The organism is Streptomyces sp. IMTB 2501, from assembly GCF_001953885.1.
GTDB lineage: Bacteria > Actinomycetota > Actinomycetes > Streptomycetales > Streptomycetaceae > Streptomyces.
Map to the genome: position 1 here is coordinate 35,765 of NZ_MQUS01000031.1, position 19,683 is coordinate 55,447.

The window sequence follows — 19,683 nt, forward strand, 5'->3', positions numbered from 1 at the left end:
ACCACCCGTTCCGGGAGATCTTGGCCGGGGTCGGCCCCCGTCTCAGTCGTCGTCGAAATCGTGTGCCGCGACCCGCAGCGGACGGAGCATCGCGAAGATCTCCGCGCACTCCTCCGAGTCGTACACCCCGAGCCCGAAATCCATGGCCATCAGGTCGCGGGTGGCCGCGTCGACCACCTCGCGGCCCTTGTCGGTGATGACGGCGAGGGTGCCGCGGCCGTCGTTCGGGTTGGGGCGCTTGGCGACCAGCCCGGACTTCACCAGCCGGTCGACGGTGTTGGTCACGGACGTGGGATGCACCATGAGCCGCTCACCGATCTTGGACATGGGCAGCTCACCGGCCTTGGAGAAGGTGAGCAGCACCAGTGCCTCGTAGCGCGCGAACGTCAGTCCGTACGGCTTGACCACCGCGTCCACCTCGGCGAGCAGGATCTGCTGGGCCCGCATGATCGAGGTGATCGCGGCCATGGACGGCACGTTTCCCCAGCGCTGCTTCCAGAGCTCGTCGGCACGGGCGATGGGGTCGAAGGGGAGGCTGAGTGGCTTCGGCACGTCATCAGACCCTACCGGCCGGTCATATTCCGGGCAGCCCCGTCTCGGCTTTCGGTCGCCCGAGCCGCGACGGCCGGCGCGCAGCAGCACAGCACGCCCGCCACCCCGGCCAGCGTCATGCCGATGCCCTGGACGGTCATCAGCCCGGCGCTCAGCACGGTCATGGCCCGCCCGCGCAGCTCCTCCGGCACGGCCCGCACGAACCACTGGTCCAGGCCCAGGGCGTACGCCGATCCGGCCCCGGACAGCAGCAGGAGCAGCAGGGACGGGACGAGCCCGGGGCGCAGGGCGTAGCCGAGGTACGGCAGCAGGGTCAGGCAGAGCAGCGGGAGCACGACGCGTTCGCGGGCCGCGGGGCCGAGCCTGGCCCCGGCGAACAGTTCGCCCGCCACCGTGCCGACGGGCAGGGCGCACATCAGCAGCCCGAGCCCCGTGGAGCGACGGCCCAGCTCGTCGGCGTACGGCGCCGCCAGCGCCTCGGGGACGACGGAGAACGCCGCCGGGATCCAGAACACCAGCAGCAGGACGCGCACCCGGCGGTCGGCGAACAGCAGGCGCAGACCCGGCGCCGGGGTGCCCGCGCCAGGCCCTGTCGTCGAACTCCCGTCGTCCGCCCGGAGGGCGGGCCCGGCGGCGGCGATGGGGGTCCCCCGGTTCGAGCGAAGCCGAGAACTGGGGGAGGGTGCTGGTCGCACCGGACCGGCCCCGGCTGCGGGCCCTGCTGGAGGCGGACGTGGCCTTCCACTCGCGCCGGCCGGCCGAGGTGGGGCTCGGCGCGCTGCTGCCCGAGCTGGACCCCCGGCTGTCCTGGGACGGCCGTAACTGACGCTCGCACAGCACATCGAGTACACGCGCGACCTCGACGGCCAGGGCCTGGTCCTGATGCCGAGCGCCTTCTCCTGGCCCGACGCGATCACGGGTTTCGAACCCCCGTGGCAGCCCACACCGGTCTGTCCGGCCCGCGGCATCGCCGGTCTGTGGACCGAGCCGGGCACCCGGACCCCGGACGCGCTGGTACGACTGCCGGGCCGCGACCGGGCGGCGGTCCTCGCCGCACTGCACGAGCCGACGACCACCACAGCCCTGGCCCATCGGCTACGGCTGGCCCCGTGACGTCCCTCCGCCACGGCCACCAGGTGCTGTACGTGTACGAGCGGACACCGCCGGGCATGGCACTGACAGCGGGACAGCCGACTGAACAGGGCGCGGGGCTACGCCAGGTGCCGTTCGACCGTTTCCACCTTGGACGTGAGCCCATCCGTGACACCCGGGCGGATGTCGGCCTTGAGCACCAGAGAAACCCTCGGTGCCCGCTCCTCCACCACGGCGACGGCCCGCCTGACGACGTCCATCACCTCGTCCCACTCCCCCTCGACGGAGGTGAACATCGCGTCGGTCCGGTTGGGCAGACCCGACTCGCGCACCACGCGCACGGCGTCGGCGACGTACTCCCCCACGTCCTCGCCGACACCGAGGGGTGTCACGGAGAAGGCGACGATCATGCGTTCACGACCCCTTCCTTGCGGGCGCGGGCGGCGATGACCTCGTCCTCGGCGGCGCGCTTGAGCTTGCGCTCGGCGAAGAAGCCGCCGGTGGGCAGCACCGAGAGGACGAAGTAGAGGGCGGCGGTCTTCAGCGGCCACTTCGTGCGGTTCCAGGCGTCCGCCCAGAAGATCACGTAGAGCACGAACAGGACGCCGTGGACCGCGCCCATGACGGGGACCGCGTTGAAGTCCGTGGTCCGCTTCAGCACCGAGCAGACGAGCAGGATCAGGAAGGACACGGCCTCCGGGGCCGAGACCAGGCGGAGGCGGCGGAGGGCGGTGGCGGTCTTGATGTCCACGGGTCACCTTCGGTGGGAGTTCTCGCGACGGTCTGCCGGTTGCGGTCCGTCGGCTGGGGGCTGCCGTTTGTGAACGCACGCACAAGCGTTCACCCATTGTGGCAAACGGCAACCCTAGGGGTCCGCTCAGGGTCGGTATCCACCCACGGGGCCTGTTCCGTCCACCCGCCGCGCCGCTACTTTCGCTGCGTGGCGATGTTCCGACTCCAAGGCAGCAAGGTGCTCGCCGTCGAGATGACCGGGGATGCCGTGAAGGCGAAGAACGGCTCGATGGTGGCGTACGACGGGCAGATGAGTTTCAAGAAGCTCACCGGTGGCGGTGAGGGGCTGCGCGGGATGGTGACCCGGCGGCTCACCGGCGAGCAGATGACGGTGATGGAGGTGAAGGGGCACGGGACCTGCTGGTTCGCGGACCGCGCCTCGGAGATCAACCTCGTGGGCCTCCAGGGGGACAAGCTGTACGTCGAGTCGAGCAATCTCCTCGTGACGGACGCGGGGCTGCGGACGGGCACGACGTTCACCGGGCTGCGCGGCGCCTCGCAGGGCAACGGGCTGTTCACGACCACGGTCGAGGGACACGGCCAGGCGGCGATCATGTCCGACGGGCCGGCGGTCGTGCTCCGGGTCAGCCCGCAGTACCCGCTGATCGTCGACCCGGGTGCCTACATCGCCCACCAGGGCAATGTCCGGCAGTCCTTCCAGTCCGGTGTGACGTTCCGCACGTTCTTCGGGGAGGGCGGCGGCGAGGCCTTCCAGATCCGCTTCGAGGGCGACGGACTGGTGTACGTGCAGCCGAGCGAGCGGAACACGATCGCGGGGGATCTCTGACATGACGTTCCGGGAGATCAACTCCAAGATGGTCGAGGCGACCGTGCTGCCGGGGCAGCGGCTGTACAGCCAGCGCGGCGCGATGCTCGCCTACAAGGGGGACGTGTCCTTCACGCCGAACATCCAGGGCGGCCAGGGCGGGCTGGTGTCCATGATCGGGCGCCGGGTGTCCGGCGAGGCGACCCCGCTGATGACCGTCGAAGGCAGCGGCACCGTCTTCTTCGGGCACGGCGGCCACCATGTGCACGTCATCAACCTCACCGGCGACACCCTCTACGTCGAGGCAGACCGGCTGCTCGCCTTCGAGGGCACGCTCCGGCAGGGCACGATGTTCATGGGCTCGCAGGGCGGGGTGATGGGCCTGGTCCGGGGCCAGGTCACCGGGCAGGGTCTGTTCACCACCACCCTCCAGGGCCAGGGCTCGGTCGCCGTGATGGCGCACGGCGGTGTCTTCGAGATCCCGATCACCCCCCAGCACCCGGTCCATGTCGACCCGCAGGCGTACGTCGCCCATCACGGCGAGGTCCGCAACAGGCTGTCCGCCGCGCTCGGCTGGCGCGAGATGGTGGGCCGTGGCTCCGGCGAGGCCTTCCAGCTGGAGCTGAGCGGCAACGGCACGGTGTACGTCCAGGCGTCGGAGGAGAAGCTGTGAGCACCTACGGAACTCCGGGCGCCGGACCGGTCGCGTACGACCCGATGTCCCTGCCCGCCGACGACAACGTGAACACGTACACGTTCTGCGTCGAGCTCAAGAGCGGGCAGTGGTTCCTGCAGAAGGGGAAGATGATCGCCTACTACGGGGCGATCGAGTTCAACGGCATCGGACACGGCCGACTCGACCGAATTGTCCGCACGTCGTTCCATTCGCCACTGCACGCGAGCGACTGGGTCGTGGCGGCCGGCTCGGGCAAGATGCTGCTCGCCGACCGGGCCTTCGACGTCAACTCCTACGACCTGGACGACGGGAACTTGACCATTCGCGCGGGCAATCTGCTCGCTTTTCAGCCAAGTCTCGCGCTCAAGCAATCGATCGTGCCGGGTTTTCTGACCCTTATCGGAACCGGAAAGTTTGTGGCTGCATCTAATGGTCCGGTGGTGTTCATGGAGCCTCCGATCCGGGTCGACCCGCAGGCGCTCGTCGGGTGGGCCGACTGCCCGTCGCCGTGCCATCACTACGACCACGGCTACCTGACGGGCGTACTGGGCGGTCTACGTGCGATGACGGGCCTCGGCGGGGTCTCCGGTGAGGAGCACCAGTTCGAGTTCGTGGGTGCCGGGACGGTCCTGCTGCAGTCGACGGAGACCCTCATGGGCGAGGTGGCGACGGGGGTCGTGCCGTCCGAACCAGGGGTGCCCGGAGGTGGCGGTACGGCACCGGGCGGACACGGTCCGCAACCGTCCGCCGCACCGCGCCTTCCCGGACAGCTGGGGGACCTCCAGCGTCGCTTCGGGCTGTGAGCGGTAGTCTGCGGAGTGTGACGTCGAACGCGTGCGCACTGTCACACCATCCAAAGTAGTTCGCCATTCAACTTCTTAGGTAGACTTCATTCATGGAGACTGAGACGGCCACGCACTGGCTGACCGATGCGGAGCAGTGCGCCTGGCGCACCCACCTGGAGGTCAACAGGCTGTTGACGTACCAGCTGGAGAAGGATCTGCAGCCGTTCGGCCTGACTATGAACGACTACGAGATCCTCGTGAACCTGTCCGAGTCGGACGACCTGCGTATGCGGATGAGCGACCTCGCCTCCGCGACCCTGCAGTCCAAGAGCCGGCTCTCGCACCAGATCACGCGCATGGAGAACGCGAATCTGGTGCGCCGCGAGAACTGCGAGTCCGATCGGCGGGGGCTGTACGCCGTACTGACCGAGCACGGCCTGGAGACGATGAAGAAGGTGGCGCCACATCATGTCGCCTCCGTGCGGCGGCATTTCATCGACCTGCTGTCGCCGGAGGCCCTGACGGAACTGGACAAGGCCCTGAAGCCGATCGCCGACCACCTGCGGGGACAGCGGGGGCGTCCCTGAGCCAGCCGGCCGAGGGCGCCGCGGTTCTCCAGGGGCGGGGGGGAACTGCGCGACCGCCCCGCGGCGGCCCGCGGCACGGCGACGGCAGAAGCACCAAAGGCGCTGCCCAGTGCAGTTGCACTGGCCAGGGTGGAGCACAGCGGTAGCAGTAGGCCGGCGATCGGCAGACCCGCACCCGGCGCCCCGCCCGAACTTCCCGCGCTCACCGCTGTGTTCACTCAGGCGCCGGACCACCCGTGGTCACCGGCGGTACCCCGGGGCGCCGGTTCAGGGCGGAGGCGGGAGAGAGGACACCGAAGGTCCGCGAGGGCCATGCCTGCGGCCTCGCGGACCGGGGTGCGCTCTACGCCAGGGTGAGGAGCATGTGGATCAAGACAGCTTCCCGGTAAGGAGGTTGACCGGGGTCAGCCCTGGGTCAGGCCCGCCACCAGTTCGTCCGCCGCTCGGTACGGGTCCAGTTCGCCCGCGACGATCCGCTCCGCGAGCGCGCTGAGGCGGCGGTCGCCGTGCAGGTCGCCGATGCGCTCACGCAGCGCCGTGACGGCGATGGTCTCCACCTCGCGGGCCGCGCGGACTCTGCGGCGCTCGGTGAGCACACCGCGCTCCTCCATCCACGCGCGGTGCTTCTCCAGGGCCTCCACGACCTCGTCGATGCCCTCGGCACGGGCCGCGACCGTCTTCACGATCGGCGGACGCCAGTCGCCGGGACCACGGGACTCGCCCAGGCCCAGCATGTGGTTCAGCTCGCGGGCCGTGGCGTCGGCGCCGTCCCGGTCGGCCTTGTTGACGACATACACGTCGCCGATCTCCAGGATGCCCGCCTTCGCCGCCTGGATGCCGTCGCCCATGCCCGGGGCCAGGAGGACCACCGACGTGTCCGCCTGGGAGGCGATCTCCACCTCCGACTGGCCGACGCCGACCGTCTCGACCAGGATCACGTCGCAGCCCGCGGCGTCCAGGACGCGGATCGCCTGCGGTGCGGCCCAGGCGAGGCCGCCCAGGTGGCCCCGCGTGGCCATCGAGCGGATGTAGACGCCGGGGTCCGAAGCGTGCTCCGACATACGGACGCGGTCGCCGAGCAGGGCACCGCCCGAGAACGGGGAGGACGGGTCGACAGCCAGGACGCCGACCCGCTTTCCCTGTTTGCGATAGGCACTCACGAGCGCCGAGGTCGACGTCGACTTGCCGACTCCCGGGGAGCCGGTGAGGCCCACCACATAGGCGTTGCCGGTCAGTGGCGCCAGTGCTGCCATGACCTCCCTGAGCTGCGGGGACGCCCCCTCCACCAGGGAGATCAGCCGGGCCACGGCCCGCGGCCGGCCTTCCCTGGCCCGGGCCACCAGAGAGGAGACGTCCTGCATCAAACAGCTCCGTTCACTTCAGCGACGTACAACCGACGTACAGAGACCGACGTACAGCGAGGGCTCAGGCCTTGGGCACCCGCACGATGAGCGCGTCGCCCTGGCCGCCGCCACCGCACAGCGCGGCCGCGCCGACGCCGCCGCCGCGGCGCTTGAGTTCGAGCGCCAGGTGGAGCACGAGGCGGGCGCCGGACATGCCGATCGGGTGACCCAGCGCGATGGCGCCGCCGTTGACGTTCACCCTTTCCGTGGACACGCCGAGGTCCTTCATTGACTGCACGGCGACCGCGGCGAAGGCCTCGTTGATCTCGATGAGGTCGAGGTCGGAGACCTCCAGGCCCTCCTTCTTCAGGGCGTGGAGTATGGCGTTGGACGGCTGGGACTGCAGGGAGTTGTCCGGGCCCGCCACATTGCCGTGCGCGCCGATCTCGGCGAGCCAGGTCAGGCCCAGCTCCTCGGCCTTGGCCTTGCTCATCACGACCACGGCGGCCGCACCGTCGGAGATCTGCGAGGAGGTGCCGGCGGTGATCGTGCCGTCCTTGGCGAAGGCCGGGCGCAGCTTGCCCAGGGACTCCGCGGTGGTCTCGCCGCGGATGCCCTCGTCCTTGCTGAACAGGACCGGGTCGCCCTTGCGCTGCGGGATCTCCACCGGGGTGATCTCGGCCTCGAACAGGCCGTTCTTCTGCGCGGCGGCGGCCCGCTGGTGGGACAGGGCGGCGATCTCGTCCTGCTCGGGGCGGGCGATGCCGAGGCGGGTGTTGTGCTTCTCGGTGGACTCGCCCATGGCGATGCCCTCGAAGGAGTCGGTCAGGCCGTCGTAGGCCATCGCGTCGAGCATCTCCACCGCGCCGTACTTGAAGCCCTCGCGGGACTTCGGCAGCAGGTGCGGGGCGTTGGTCATGGACTCCTGGCCGCCCGCCACGACGATGTCGAACTCGCCGGCGCGGATCAGCTGGTCGGCCAGGGCGATGGCGTCGAGGCCGGAGAGACACACCTTGTTGACGGTGAGCGCCGGGACGCTCATCGGAATGCCGGCCTTGACGGCGGCCTGGCGGGCCGGGATCTGGCCGGCGCCGGCTTGCAGCACCTGACCCATGATCACGTACTGCACCTGGTCGCCGCCGATCCCCGCACGGTCGAGGGCGGCCTTGATCGCGAAGCCGCCCAGGTCGGCCCCGGAGAAGGACTTGAGAGAGCCCAGAAGTCGTCCCATGGGCGTGCGCGCGCCCGCGACGATCACGGAGCTGGTCGTTCCAGAAGGCATGAGCTGCGATCCCCTTACCGGCCTGCACAGCCGAGGAGTGAACGAGGGTTTACTTCGAATGTACTGATGGCACTCCGTGCCGTCATCGGGCCGTCGGTGTGATCGCGCGCACGTTGCGTAACCATGCGCGGCGCGCTCCACTGAACCCATGCTGACGCGAATCGACCACATCGGGATCGCCTGCCACGACCTCGACGCGACCGTCGAGTTCTACCGGGCCACGTACGGCTTCGAGGTGTTCCACACCGAGGTCAACGAGGAGCAGGGCGTGCGCGAGGCCATGCTCAAGATCAACGAGACCTCGGACGGCGGCGCCTCCTACCTGCAGCTGCTGGAGCCGACCCGCGAGGACTCCGCGGTCGGCAAGTGGCTGGCGAAGAACGGCGAGGGCGTCCACCACATCGCCTTCGGTACGGCGGATGTGGACACCGACTCCGAGGCGATCCGGGGCAAGGGCGTACGCGTGCTGTACGACGAGCCCCGGCGCGGTTCCATGGGGTCGCGGATCACCTTCCTGCACCCGAAGGATTGCCACGGCGTCCTGACAGAACTGGTCACTTCGGCCCCGGTTGAGTCGCCCGAGCACTGACCCCCGTACATAAGGGCCGGTAGGGTTGGGGGCGGTCGTCTCCGAACGCGGGGGCGACCGCATGCCGGGGTCCGGGTTTCGGGGGACGAGCGTCGGGGCAGCAGCCCGTGCTCCGCCGTTGATCTGACACCATTCCCCGGGGGCCCCGTTCGGCGGATGGACGGAGCTCGTTGGAGAAGCTGACCAGGGGACGGATGGGACCGCGCAGTGCGGGGCTACGAGAGCCAGGAGCGAGAGCCGGCGGCTGACGTCGACCACCTCTCTCGGTTCGAGGCCGAGATGAAGCGGCTGAGGACCGAGCGGGAGAAGGCGATCCAGCACGCCGAGGACCTCGGCTACCAGGTCGAGGTGCTGCGCGCCAAGCTGCACGAGGCGCGCCGCACGCTCATGACCCGGCCCGCCTTCGACGGCGGTGACATCGGCTATCAGGCCGAGCAGTTGCTCCGTAATGCCCAGATCCAGGCCGACCAGCTGCGCCAGGAAGCCGAGCGGATGGCCGCGGAGGCCCGCGCGCAGACCCAGCGGATCCTCCAGGAGCACGCCGAGCAGGCCGCCCGCCTCCAGGCGGAGCTGCACCAGGAGGCGGTCACCCGGCGCCAGCAGCTCGACCAGGAGCTGGCCGAGCGCCGCGCCACCGTCGAGTCGCACGTCAACGAGAACGTGGCCTGGGCGGAGCAACTGCGCGCCCGGACCGAACAGCAGGCCCGCCGGCTGCTGGACGAGTCCCGCACCGAGGCCGACCAGGCGATGGCCACCGCCCGTACGGAGGCCGAGCGGCTCACCCGGGAGGCCCGCGAGCGGCTGCAGAGCGACGCCGAGGCGGCCCGCGCGGAGGCCGAGCAGATCCTGCGCCGCGCCCGCACCGACGCCGAGCGCCTGCTGAACGCGGCGTCCACGCAGGCCCAGGAAGCCACCGACCACGCCGAGCAGCTGCGCACCACCACGGCCAGCGAGTCGGACGCGGCCCGCAAGCAGTCCGCCGAGCTGAGCAGGGCAGCCGAGGAGCGGATGGCGGCGGCCGAGGAGGCGCTGCGCAAGGCGCAGGCCGAGGCCGAGAAGCTGGTCGCCGAGGCCGAGCAGGCCGCCAGCAAGACGCTGTCGAGCGCCGAGGCCGCCGGCGAGGCGCGCACGCGCACGGCCAAGGAGCAGGTCGCCAGGCTGGTCGAGGAGGCCACCAAGGAGGCCGAGAACACCAGGTCCGAGGCCGAGCAGCTGGTCGCGGACGCGCGTGCCGAGGCCGAGAAGATCGTCGCCGAGGCCGGCGAGAACGCCCGCTCGCTCACCGCCGAGGAGACGGCGAGCCAGCTGTCCAAGGCGGCCAGGACCGCCGAGGACGTGCTCAACAAGGCGTCGGAGGACGCCCAGAAGACCACCAAGGCCGCCACCGAGGAGGCCGAGCGGATCCGCACCGAGGCCGAGGCCGAGGCGGACCGGCTGCGCGCCGAGGCGCACGACATCGCCGAGCAGCTCAAGGGCGCGGCGAAGGACGACACCAAGGAGTACCGGGCCAAGACGGTCGAGCTGCAGGAGGAGGCCCGCCGGCTGCGCGGCGAGGCCGAGCAGCTGCGCGCCGACGCGGTCGCCGAGGGCGAGTCGATCCGCGCGGAGGCCCGCCGGGAGGCGGTCGCGCAGATCGAGGAGGCGGCCAGGTCCGCCGAGGAGCTGCTGGCCAAGGCCAAGGTGGACGCCGACGAGCTGCGGCAGACCGCGACCACCGACAGTGAGAAGGTCCGCACCGAGGCCATCGAGCGGGCCACCAGCTTGCGCCGGCAGGCCGAGGAGACTCTGGACCGCGCCCGCAAAGAGGCCGAGCGGCTGCGCGCCGAGGCCGACGAGCAGGCGGAGACGGCGCGGACGGACGCCGAGACCGCCGCGCGCGAGCTGCGCGAGGAGACCGAGCGCGCCGTCGAGGCCCGCCGCGCCGAGGCCGCCGAGGAGCTGACGCGGCTGCAGACCGAGGCGCAGGAGCGGCTCGTGTCGGCCGAGGAGGCGCTGACCGAGGCCCGCGAGGACGCCTCCCGGATCCGCCGCGAGGCCGGCGAGGAGAGCGAGCGGCTGCGCGCCGAGGCGGCGGAGCGGATCCGTACCCTCCAGGAGCAGGCGGAGGCCGAGGCCGAACGGCTGCGCACCGAGGCCGCGTCCGACGCGTCCGCCTCCCGCGCCGAGGGCGAGGCCATCGCCGTACGACTGCGCTCCGAGGCCGCCGCCGAGGCCGAGCGGCTGAAGACGGAGGCGCAGGAGACCGCCGACCGGGTGCGCGCGGAGGCGCAGGCCGCCGCCGAGCGGCTCGGCGCGGAGGCCTCCGAGACGCTTGCCGCCGCCCAGGAGGAGGCCGTCCGGCGCCGCCGCGAGGCCGAGGAGACGCTCGGTGCCGCGCGGACCGAGGCCGACCAGGAGCGGCTGCGGGCCCGCGAGCAGAGCGAGGAGCTGCTGGCCTCCGCCCGCAAGCGGGTCGAGGACGCACAGGCCGAGGCGACCCGGCTGGTCGAGGAGGCCGACCGGCGCGCCACCGAGATGGTCTCCGCCGCCGAGCAGCACGCCCAGCAGGTACGGGACTCCGTCGCCGGGCTGCACGAGCAGGCGCAGGAGGAGATCACCGGGCTGCGTTCGGCCGCCGAGCACGTCGCGGACCGTACGCGGCGGGAGGCCGAGGAGGAGGCGGACCGGGTCCGCGCCGACGCCTACGCCGAGCGGGAGCGGGCGAGCGAGGACGCCTCGCGGATCCGGCGCGAGGCGAACGAGGAGACGGAGGCCGCCAAGGCGCTGGCCGAGCGTACGGTCGCGGAGGCGATCGCGGAGGCCGAGCGGCTGCGCTCGGACACGTCCGAGTACGCCCAGCGGGTGCGCACGGAGGCCTCGGACGCGCTCGCCGAGGCCGACCAGGCGGCGGCCCGTACCCGGGCGGACGCCCGCGAGGACGCCAACCGCATCCGCTCGGACGCGGCGACCCAGGCCGACACCCTCATCACCGAGGCCCGTAACGAGGCCGAGCGGCTCACGACCGAGACGGCCGCCGAGACCGACCGGGTGCGCACCGAGGCGCTGACCGAGGCCGAGCGGCTGCAGACGGAGACCGCCGCCGAGGCCGAGCGCGTGCGCACCGAGGCGCTGACCGAGGCGGACCGGGTGCGCGCGGAGGCCCGGGCGGCCGCCGAGCAGCTCGTCGGCGAGGCCACCGGCGAGGCCGAGCGGCTGCGCGCCGAGGCCGCCGAGACCGTCGGCTCGGCCCAGCAGCACGCCGAGCGGGTGCGGGCGGATGTCGAGCGGCTCAAGGCGGACGCGGAGGCGGAGGCCGAACGGCTCGTCAACTCCGCTCGCGAGGAGTCCGAGCGGACCCTGGACGAGGCCCGCAAGGACGCCAACAAGCGGCGCTCGGAGGCGGCCGAGCAGGTCGACACGCTCATCACCGAGACCACGGCCGAGGCGGACAAGCTGCTCGGCGAGGCGCAGCAGCAGGCGCTGAAGACCACCGCGGACGCCGAGTCGCAGGCCGACACGATGGTCGGCGCGGCCCGCAGCGAGGCCAACCGGATCGTCTCCGAGGCGACCGTCGAGGGCAACTCGCGGGTCGAGAAGGCCCGTACGGACGCCGACGAGCTGCTGGTGGGTGCCCGTCGGGACGCGACCGCGATAAGGGAGCGCGCGGAGGAGCTGCGCGACCGCATCACCGCCGAGATCGAGGAACTGCACGAGCGGGCCCGCCGTGAGGCCGCCGAGACGATGAAGTCCACGGGCGACCGCTGTGACGCGCTCATCAAGGCCGCCGAGGAGCAGCTGGAGAAGGCCGAGGCGAAGGCCAAGGAGCTGGTGTCGGAGGCCAACTCCGAGGCGGGCAAGGTGCGTATCGCCGCCGTCAAGAAGGCGGAGGGGCTGCTCAAGGAGGCCGAGCTGAAGAAGGCCAGCCTCGTCAAGGAGGCCGAGGAGCTCAAGGCCGAGGCGATCCGCGAGGCCCGGCGCACGGTCGAGGAGGGCAAGCGCGAGCTGGAGATCCTGGTGCGCCGGCGCGAGGACATCAACGCCGAGATCTCCCGTGTCCAGGACGTCCTGGAGGCGTTGGAGTCCTTCGAGGCCCCGTCGTCCGGCAAGGACGGCGGAGTCAAGGCCGGTGCCACGGTGGGTGGCCCCCGTTCGGGTGGCAAGTCGTCAGAGGGCTAGCGCAGGAGGCACGTTCCGGTGTCTTCTGGGGGCTTTGCCCGACTCTTTTGGCAAGCCCCCCGGCCATCCGCCACCCGAAAGAGGTCTCATTCTCCAGATCAAACACGTATCCGCTCGATGACACACCGCTTCGGCCCCTAGGATTCCCCTATCACCTCACCGGTCTCATTCGACAGGAACCCCATGAGCGACACTTCCCCCTACGGCTTCGAGCTTGTGCGGCGTGGGTACGACCGCGCTCAGGTGGACGAACGTATCTCCAAGCTCGTCTCCGACCGTGACAGCGCTCTCGCCCGCATCACCGCCCTGGAGAAGCGCATCGAGGAGCTCCACCTCGAAACGCAGAACGCCCAGGCCCAGGTCGCCGACGCCGAGCCGTCGTACGCGGGTCTCGGCGCGCGGGTCGAGAAGATCCTGCGCCTGGCCGAGGAAGAGGCCAAGGAGCTGCGTGAGGAGGCCCGGCGGGCGGCCGAGCAGCACCGCGACCTCGCCGAGTCGTCGGCTCAGCAGGTCCGCAACGACGCCGAGGCCTACGCCGCCGAGCGCAAGGCCAAGGCCGAGGACGAGGGCGTCCGGATCGTCGAGAAGGCGAAGGCCGACGCCTCCGGTCTGCGTGCCGAGGCGCAGAAGGACGCGCAGTCCAAGCGCGAGGAGGCGGACGCCCTCTTCGAGGAGACCCGCGCCAAGGCCGCGCAGGCCGCCGCCGACTTCGAGACAAACCTCGCCAAGCGCCGCGAGCAGTCCGAGCGCGACCTGGCCTCGCGTCAGCAGAAGGCCGAGAAGCGGCTCGCGGAGATCGAGCACCGCGCGGAGCAGCTCCGCCTGGAGGCGGAGAAGCTGCGCACGGACGCCGAGCGCCGCGCCCGCCAGACGGTGGAGACGGCCCAGCGCCAGGCCGAGGACATCGTGGCCGACGCCAACGCCAAGGCGGACCGCATCCGTTCGGAATCCGAGCGCGAACTGGCGGCCCTCACCAACCGCCGCGACAGCATCAACGCCCAGCTGACGAACGTCCGCGAGATGCTCGCCACGCTGACGGGCGCCGCGGTCGCCGCCGCGGGCACGCCGGGCGACGACGAGCCCGTCTCCCGTGGGGTGCCGGCGCAGCAGTCCCGGTAAGGACACTGCCTCACGGCGACTGTCGACAAGGCCCGCACTTCCTTCGGGGGGTGCGGGCCTTCCTCGTCGTGCGGCCGGGTGGGTGCCGGTGAGCGGACCCGACCGGCCCCACTCGCGCCGTTGCGAAGACCACCGCGCCGACCTGCACGGTCGCGCCCCCTTCTCGCCGCCTCGCTCGCCCTTCTGCCGCCCGCCCCGGCCGCTCGGGTGGCAGCGCCCCAGGGCCGGTCTTAGCGTGGCCGCATGATCGAGCTGGAGGGGCTGACCAAGCGGTACGGCGACAAGGCCGCGGTCGACCGTCTCACCTTCGCGGTCCGGCCCGGCATCGTGACCGGGTTTCTCGGGCCCAACGGTGCCGGGAAGTCCACGACCATGCGAATGATCCTGGGGCTCGATCACCCCACCGCCGGCGACGTCCGTATCGACGGCAAGCACTACGCGCAGCTGAAGGACCCGCTGACGTACATCGGCGCGCTGCTGGACGCCAAGGACGTGCACGGCGGGCGCAGCGCCAGCAACCACCTGCTGTGTCTCGCGCAGAGCAACGGGATCCCGAAGCGCCGGGTGGCGGAGGTCCTGGACACCGTCGGGCTCAGCGCGGTGGCGCGCAAGAAGGCCAAGGGGTTCTCGCTGGGCATGGGGCAGCGGCTGGGGATCGCCGCGGCGCTGCTCGGGGATCCGCGGATCCTGATGTTCGACGAGCCGGTGAACGGGCTCGACCCCGAGGGCATCCACTGGATCCGGAACCTGATGAAATCGCTGGCCGCGCAGGGCCGCACGGTGTTCGTGTCCAGTCACCTGATGAGCGAGATGGCGCTGACCGCCGATCACCTGGTGGTCATCGGGCAGGGACGGCTGCTCGCGGACACCTCCATGCCCGACTTCATCCGGCAGAACTCGCGGTCGTACGTGCGGATCCGCTCCCCGCAGCGCGAGCGGCTGCTCGATGTGCTGCACGAGGGCGGGATCACCGTCGTGGAGGCGGGTGGCGGGGTGCTGGAGGTGGAGGGCGGCAAGGCCGAGCAGATCGGCGAGCTGGCGGCGCGGCACGGGATCGTGCTGCACGAGCTGAGCCCGCAGCAGGCCTCGCTGGAGGAGGCGTTCATGCAGCTGACGGCTGAGGCGGTGGAGTACCACGCGCATGCCGGCCCGGGGCCCGCCCCGCAGGGCTGGGGCGCCGGCTGGAAGGGGACGTCGGCATGACGGCCGTCCAGGTCATCCGGTCCGAGTGGACCAAGATCCGGTCCGTGGCCTCCACGGTGTGGACGCTGTCGCTGGCCGTGGTCGTCACCATCGCCCTCGGGATGCTCATCTCCGCGTTCTCGCGGAGCCAGTTCGACTCGATGCCGGTGCGGGACCGGCTGGCGTTCGATCCGACGTACGTGTCCTTCGCGGGGATGAGCCTGGGTCAGCTCGCCATGATCGTGTTCGGTGTGCTGGTCGTCTCCAACGAGTACAGCACCGGCATGATCCGGGTCTCGCTGGCCGCCGTACCGCAGCGCGCCACCTTCCTGTTCAGCAAGATCGCGGTGGCCACCGGACTCGCCCTGGTGGTCGGCATGTGCACGAGCTTCGCCGCGTTCTTCCTCGGGCAGGCGATGCTCGGCCCGTACCACGCACGGATCGGCGACCCCGGTGTGCTGCGCGCGGTGCTCGGCGGCGGGCTGTACATGACGCTGATCGCGATGTTCTCCATGGGCGTCGCCGCGATGCTGCGCTCGCCGATGCTGTCGCTCGGCGTCCTGATGCCGTTCTTCTTCCTGATCTCCAACATCCTCGGCAGTGTGGATGCCACGAAGAAGATCGGCCGGTTCCTGCCGGACCAGGCGGGCAGTCGGATCCTGCAGGTGGTGCCGAGGGCCGGCGACGTACCGTACGGGCCCTGGGGCGGGCTCGGGATCATGGTGCTGTGGGTGATCGCCGCGCTGGCCGGCGGATACGTACTCCTCCGGCGCAGGGACGCCCAGTAGAGCCCTCCGTCACGCAGCGTAGTCTCCTTGCTTTACTTGCTTTTGGGCGGAACCGTCAGCGCCTCGATATCCTCCTAACCCTTACGGGGGCGTGCGCCCCGCTGTCCTGAACCTTTCGATGGGTGCGGAGCATGATCGAGGCTGTAGGCCTGACCAAGCGCTACGGCGACAAGACCGCCGTGTACAACCTTTCCTTCCAGGTGCGGCCCGGCGCCGTCACCGGCTTCCTCGGGCCGAACGGCTCCGGCAAGTCGACGACGATGCGGATGATCCTCGGGCTGGACAACCCGACGTCCGGGTCGGTGACGATCGGCGGCTACCCCTACCGCAAGCTGCCCAACGCCCCCCGCCAGGTCGGCGCGCTGCTCGACGCCAAGGCCGTGCACGGCGGCCGCAGTGCCCGCAACCACCTGCTGAGCCTCGCCCAGCTGTCGGGCATCCCGGCCCGGCGCGTGGACGAGGTGCTGGGCGTGGTCGGCCTGCAGGACGTGGCGAAGAAACGATCCAAGGGCTTCTCGCTCGGCATGGGCCAGCGCCTCGGCATCGCCGCCGCGCTGCTCGGCGACCCGCAGGTGCTGCTGTTCGACGAGCCGGTCAACGGCCTCGACCCCGAGGGCATCCTCTGGGTCCGCAACCTGATGAAGGCGCTCGCGGCCGAGGGCCGTACGGTCTTCGTGTCCTCGCACCTGATGAGTGAGATGGCACTGACCGCCGACCACCTCATCGTCATCGGGCGCGGCCAGCTGCTCGCCGACATGAGCGTGAAGGACTTCATATCGGCCAACTCCGCCGACTTCGCGCGCGTGCGCACCCCGGACACGGAGCCGCAGCTGCGCGAGAAGCTGGGCAGCGCGCTCGCCGAGGCGGGCGGCCACGTCCTGCCCGAGCAGGACGGCGCGCTGCGGGTGACCGGGCTGCCGCTGCCCCGGATCTCCGACATCGCGCACGAGGCGGGCGTCCGGCTGTGGGAGCTGTCCCCGCACCAGGCCTCGCTGGAGGAGGCGTACATGCGGATGACGCAGGGCGCGGTGGACTACCGCTCGACCGTCGACCAGAAGGCGGGCCTGCAGCAGCCGCTGCCGCCCGGCGCCCAGCCGCCCGTGCCGGTGCCCGGCCAGGGCCAGCCCGACTGGTACGCCCCGCCGCCGCCCCAGCAGGGCGGCCAGCCGTTCGCGATGCCGGCCACCGGTCCCGCGGCGCCCATGCCCTACGACGGCGCCCAGATGCCCGGCTACGGCGCTCCCGGCTCCCCGGGCGCCGCCGCCCCCAACCCGTACGCCCAGCAGGCCCCTCAGGCCCCGCACGCACAGCAGCAGGCTCCTCAGGCCCCGCAAGGGCATCCGGCGGCTCCGGCCGTGCCCCACCAGGCGCCCGCAGCCGCTCCCCCGGCCCCGGCCGCCGCACCCGCTCCCGCCGACCTGACCAAGCCCGAGGACGCCCGATGAGCACCCACCAGCCCCCGATGCCGCAGGCTCCCGCACCCGACTGGCAGGCGGCGCCCGGCGGGTCGTACCCCGGTTACACCTCGCCGATCCCGGTCGTGCGCACCCACCTCGGGCACGCGCTGGCCTCCGAGTGGACGAAGATCAAGTCGGTGCGGTCGACGGTGTGGACGCTCGGCGTCTTCGTCGTGCTCGTCCTCGGCATCGGCCTGATGGCGGCCTCGGTGGTCAAGGCCCACTCCGGGTCGGAGAGCATGTCGAACCAGACCCCGCTCCAGCTCGGCTTCTTCGGCCTGCTGCTCGGCAGCATGTGCATCATCACGCTCGGCGTGCTGACCACGGCCTCGGAGTACGGCACCGGCATGGTCCGTACGACGATGACCGCGTGCCCGAGCCGGGCCCGGGTGCTCGCCGCCAAGGCGATCGTGTTCTTCGCCGTCGCCTTCGTCGTCGCCCTGGTCACGTCGGCCCTCGTGGGCATGATGCAGGCGTCCATGCTCGAAGGCGTCGGCGGTGCCAAGACCCCCTCCGGCAGCGAATGGCTCAAGGCGACCGTCGGGATCAGCCTCTACATCGCGCTGCTCGGGCTGTTCTCACTGCTCATGGGCTCGATCATCCGGCACTCGGCGGGCGCCATCACCATCATGATCGGCGCGGTGCTGGCCCCGCTGGTGATCGCGCTGTTCATGGGCGGGCAGTCGCTGGAGAAGGTACGCCAGTGGCTGCTGGAGTACTCGATCCCGAGCCAGATGAGCGTCTTCTACGACAACTCCCTGAGCACCTCCGGCCCCACGGGCTGGGACCCGCTGTGGATCATGCTGGGTCTCTCGGCGGCCGCGTTCGCCGGTGCCTACGCGCTGCTGCAGAAGCGGGACGTGTAGCTCAACAGCCTCGGCCGGCTCTAGGACTTCGGCGCGTTACGGGACCGCTGCACCCGCGTGGTGCGGCGGTCCTTCGCGTTCCAGCAGGACTTGTGCCAGTGGCGGCGGTCGTCCACGCCCGCGAACTCCGGCCAGGCCACCACGTGCGGGACACCGGAGGGGATCAGCTGGTCGCAGCCCGGGCAGCGGTACGTCTTGCCCTCGGCGCTCGCCCCGGCGACATGGCGCACGCTCCACTCCTCGCCCTGCCAGCTCTCGGTCGACTGCCAGCCGCCGTACCGGCCGGCCGGGTCGTCCTCGGCGCTCCGGCCCGATGATCCGGCTGCCTTCGGTCGGTTGCGACGCGGGGACACGGGACACCTCTCGGGGCTATACAGGAAGCAGGGGCTGCATCCAGCCTACGCGCCGCCGAGTGGGGTACGCGTACGGAACCAACCCACACAAGTCCCCCTCCGGGACCAGCCATTCTGCAGACAATCGGCAAATCTCTCCGCCAGGCCGTGTCCTGGGCACGTGTCAGACGGTTATGCCGGGTGGGGGAGCTCCGAGTCGGAGCCGAGGAAGCAGGAAAAACACGATGTACGTAGGAAGTTTTGTGCTGGGCGCCCAGTTCCCGGGCCAGGGCCCCGGGGAGGCCCTGCACCGGACGGTGCGCTCGGCGGAGGTCGCCGAGGAAGCCGGGCTGGACTCAGTATGGCTGGCCGAGCACCACTTCGTGCCGTACGGCACATGCCCGTCCGCGGTCACCCTGGCCGCGTTACTGCTCGGCCGTACCCGCCGCATCCGCGTCGGCACGGCGGTCAGCGTACTGCCCACCGCCCACCCGGTCGCCCTCGGCGAACAGGCCGCGCTGCTGCACCTGACGAGCGGCGGACGGTTCACGCTGGGCGTGGGCCGCGGCGGCCCCTGGGTCGACCTGGAGGTCTTCGGCACGGGCCTCGCGGCGTACGAACAGGGGTTCCCGGAGTCGCTCGATCTGCTGCTGCGCTGGCTGCGCGAGCCGTCCGTGGCGGCCGACGGCGAGCGGTTCTCCTTCCGTGAGGTGCCGGTCGTACCCCGCCCGTCGGAGTCGCTGACCGAGACCCCGGGACCCGAGGTCGTCGTCGCCTGCACCTCCCCGTCGAGCGTACGGCTGGCCGCCGAACGCGGGCTGCCGATGCTGCTCGGCATGCACGTCGGGGACGAGGAGAAGGCCGAGATGGTCGCCCTGTGGCGGCACTGCGCCCGCGCGGCCGGACGGCCGGCCGAGGAGATCGCGGGCGCCGCGCATGTCTCGGCCGGCGTGTGCCAGCTCGCGGACCGGCGCACGGACGCGGCGGAGACGCTGCTGAAGGCGATGCCGGGCTGGCTGAAGCAGGGCCTGGAGGCGCATGTGACGGTCGACGGCCGGGCGCGCGCCATGCGCGATCCGTACGCCTACACCGAACTGCTCTGCGGCCTGCACCCGGTCGGCACCCCACGACTCGCCGTCGACCGGCTCGCGGCCACGTCCGAGCGCACCGGTATCTCCCGCTTCGCCCTGCTCGTGGAGGGCTCGGGCGACCTGGCCGCGACGGAGGAGAACCTACGGCGCCTCGGCACCGAGGTGCTGCCCCAGCTGCGCTGAGCGCGCCCTCAACTCCCGGGCCGCCCAGGGCCCCAGTGCTTGCCGC

General features: G+C 71.4%; 20 protein-coding genes and 1 pseudogene. 14 read left to right on the forward strand and 7 right to left on the reverse strand.

What is annotated here, in order from left to right:
- Window positions 1-42 precede the first annotated feature (42 nt).
- Together AV521_RS37190 and AV521_RS37195 are read right to left on the reverse strand one after the other, a co-directional pair.
- Window positions 43-552, reverse strand: coding sequence for a MarR family winged helix-turn-helix transcriptional regulator (locus AV521_RS37190; protein WP_076095017.1), 510 nt, complete (start codon window positions 550-552; stop codon window positions 43-45).
- Window positions 553-563: 11 nt separating this feature from the next.
- A pseudogene (locus AV521_RS37195) lies at window positions 564-1,127 on the reverse strand (MFS transporter); the annotation flags it as partial.
- Between the two features lie 107 nt (window positions 1,128-1,234).
- On the opposite strand from AV521_RS37195, the gene AV521_RS52980 reads away from it, so the two are divergent.
- Together AV521_RS52980 and AV521_RS52985 are read left to right on the forward strand one after the other, a co-directional pair.
- Entirely contained in the window at window positions 1,235-1,378 is a 144-nt protein-coding gene (locus AV521_RS52980) for a hypothetical protein (protein ID WP_371917096.1), read from the forward strand.
- A 56-nt stretch (window positions 1,379-1,434) separates the two neighbouring features.
- Window positions 1,435-1,665: a hypothetical protein gene (locus AV521_RS52985; RefSeq protein ID WP_076095019.1), complete on the forward strand. Its 231-nt coding sequence runs from the start codon at window positions 1,435-1,437 to the stop codon at window positions 1,663-1,665.
- A gap of 98 nt (window positions 1,666-1,763) precedes the next feature.
- On the opposite strand, the gene AV521_RS37205 is transcribed toward AV521_RS52985, so the two are convergent.
- Window positions 1,764-2,054, reverse strand: a complete 291-nt coding sequence (locus tag AV521_RS37205; RefSeq protein ID WP_076095021.1) for an MTH1187 family thiamine-binding protein — start codon at window positions 2,052-2,054, stop codon at window positions 1,764-1,766.
- Window positions 2,051-2,395, reverse strand: coding sequence for a DUF3817 domain-containing protein (locus AV521_RS37210; RefSeq protein ID WP_076095023.1), 345 nt, complete (start codon window positions 2,393-2,395; stop codon window positions 2,051-2,053). The genes AV521_RS37205 and AV521_RS37210 overlap by 4 nt, the downstream gene beginning before the upstream one ends.
- 195 nt (window positions 2,396-2,590) lie before the next feature.
- Here AV521_RS37210 and AV521_RS37215 point away from each other — a divergent pair, with 195 nt between their 5' ends.
- From AV521_RS37215 to AV521_RS37230, 4 genes are all read left to right on the forward strand, one after another.
- On the forward strand, window positions 2,591-3,223 hold the full coding sequence (locus tag AV521_RS37215; protein ID WP_076095186.1) for an AIM24 family protein: 633 nt from the start codon (window positions 2,591-2,593) through the stop codon (window positions 3,221-3,223).
- Window position 3,224: 1 nt separating this feature from the next.
- The gene (locus tag AV521_RS37220) at window positions 3,225-3,875 is read left to right on the forward strand and encodes an AIM24 family protein (protein ID WP_076095025.1); all 651 of its coding nucleotides are present in this window, start codon (window positions 3,225-3,227) and stop codon (window positions 3,873-3,875) included.
- Window positions 3,872-4,681: an AIM24 family protein gene (locus tag AV521_RS37225; RefSeq protein ID WP_076095027.1), complete on the forward strand. Its 810-nt coding sequence runs from the start codon at window positions 3,872-3,874 to the stop codon at window positions 4,679-4,681. Before AV521_RS37220 ends, AV521_RS37225 begins: the two co-directional genes overlap by 4 nt.
- Window positions 4,682-4,773: 92 nt before the next feature.
- Complete coding sequence (locus AV521_RS37230; RefSeq protein ID WP_076095029.1) at window positions 4,774-5,250, forward strand: MarR family winged helix-turn-helix transcriptional regulator; 477 nt, start codon at window positions 4,774-4,776, stop codon at window positions 5,248-5,250.
- A gap of 404 nt (window positions 5,251-5,654) precedes the next feature.
- Here the strand turns inward: AV521_RS37230 and meaB are convergent, their stop codons facing one another.
- Both meaB and AV521_RS37240 read right to left on the reverse strand, forming a co-directional pair.
- Entirely contained in the window at window positions 5,655-6,611 is a 957-nt protein-coding gene (meaB, locus tag AV521_RS37235) for a methylmalonyl Co-A mutase-associated GTPase MeaB (RefSeq protein ID WP_076095032.1), read from the reverse strand.
- A 64-nt stretch (window positions 6,612-6,675) separates the two neighbouring features.
- Complete coding sequence (locus AV521_RS37240; RefSeq protein WP_076095034.1) at window positions 6,676-7,875, reverse strand: acetyl-CoA C-acetyltransferase; 1,200 nt, start codon at window positions 7,873-7,875, stop codon at window positions 6,676-6,678.
- A 148-nt stretch (window positions 7,876-8,023) separates the two neighbouring features.
- Here AV521_RS37240 and mce point away from each other — a divergent pair, with 148 nt between their 5' ends.
- The 7 genes from mce (at window position 8,024) to AV521_RS37275 (ending at window position 18,031) form a co-directional block, all read left to right on the forward strand.
- On the forward strand, window positions 8,024-8,464 hold the full coding sequence (mce, locus tag AV521_RS37245) for a methylmalonyl-CoA epimerase (RefSeq protein ID WP_076095036.1): 441 nt from the start codon (window positions 8,024-8,026) through the stop codon (window positions 8,462-8,464).
- 207 nt (window positions 8,465-8,671) lie between these two features.
- On the forward strand, window positions 8,672-12,619 hold the full coding sequence (scy, locus tag AV521_RS37250; RefSeq protein ID WP_076095038.1) for a polarized growth protein Scy: 3,948 nt from the start codon (window positions 8,672-8,674) through the stop codon (window positions 12,617-12,619).
- A 183-nt stretch (window positions 12,620-12,802) separates the two neighbouring features.
- Window positions 12,803-13,738, forward strand: coding sequence for a cellulose-binding protein (locus tag AV521_RS37255; RefSeq protein WP_076095040.1), 936 nt, complete (start codon window positions 12,803-12,805; stop codon window positions 13,736-13,738).
- Between the two features lie 243 nt (window positions 13,739-13,981).
- Window positions 13,982-14,941 carry an ATP-binding cassette domain-containing protein gene (locus tag AV521_RS37260; RefSeq protein ID WP_076095042.1) on the forward strand — a complete coding sequence of 320 codons (960 nt, stop codon included), beginning with the start codon at window positions 13,982-13,984 and terminating at the stop codon, window positions 14,939-14,941.
- On the forward strand, window positions 14,938-15,708 hold the full coding sequence (locus tag AV521_RS37265) for an ABC transporter permease (protein WP_076095045.1): 771 nt from the start codon (window positions 14,938-14,940) through the stop codon (window positions 15,706-15,708). Before AV521_RS37260 ends, AV521_RS37265 begins: the two co-directional genes overlap by 4 nt.
- A gap of 131 nt (window positions 15,709-15,839) precedes the next feature.
- Window positions 15,840-17,153: an ABC transporter ATP-binding protein gene (locus tag AV521_RS37270; protein WP_076095047.1), complete on the forward strand. Its 1,314-nt coding sequence runs from the start codon at window positions 15,840-15,842 to the stop codon at window positions 17,151-17,153.
- The gene (locus tag AV521_RS37275) at window positions 17,150-18,031 is read left to right on the forward strand and encodes an ABC transporter permease subunit (RefSeq protein ID WP_076095049.1); all 882 of its coding nucleotides are present in this window, start codon (window positions 17,150-17,152) and stop codon (window positions 18,029-18,031) included. The genes AV521_RS37270 and AV521_RS37275 overlap by 4 nt, the downstream gene beginning before the upstream one ends.
- Before the next feature lie 20 nt (window positions 18,032-18,051).
- Here AV521_RS37275 and AV521_RS37280 read toward each other — a convergent pair whose 3' ends face one another.
- A complete protein-coding gene (locus AV521_RS37280; RefSeq protein ID WP_076095051.1) occupies window positions 18,052-18,384 on the reverse strand; it encodes an ATP/GTP-binding protein in 333 nt (110 codons plus the stop codon).
- Between the two features lie 224 nt (window positions 18,385-18,608).
- Here AV521_RS37280 and AV521_RS37285 point away from each other — a divergent pair, with 224 nt between their 5' ends.
- Window positions 18,609-19,637: an LLM class flavin-dependent oxidoreductase gene (locus AV521_RS37285; RefSeq protein ID WP_076095054.1), complete on the forward strand. Its 1,029-nt coding sequence runs from the start codon at window positions 18,609-18,611 to the stop codon at window positions 19,635-19,637.
- Window positions 19,638-19,683: the final 46 nt, after the last annotated feature.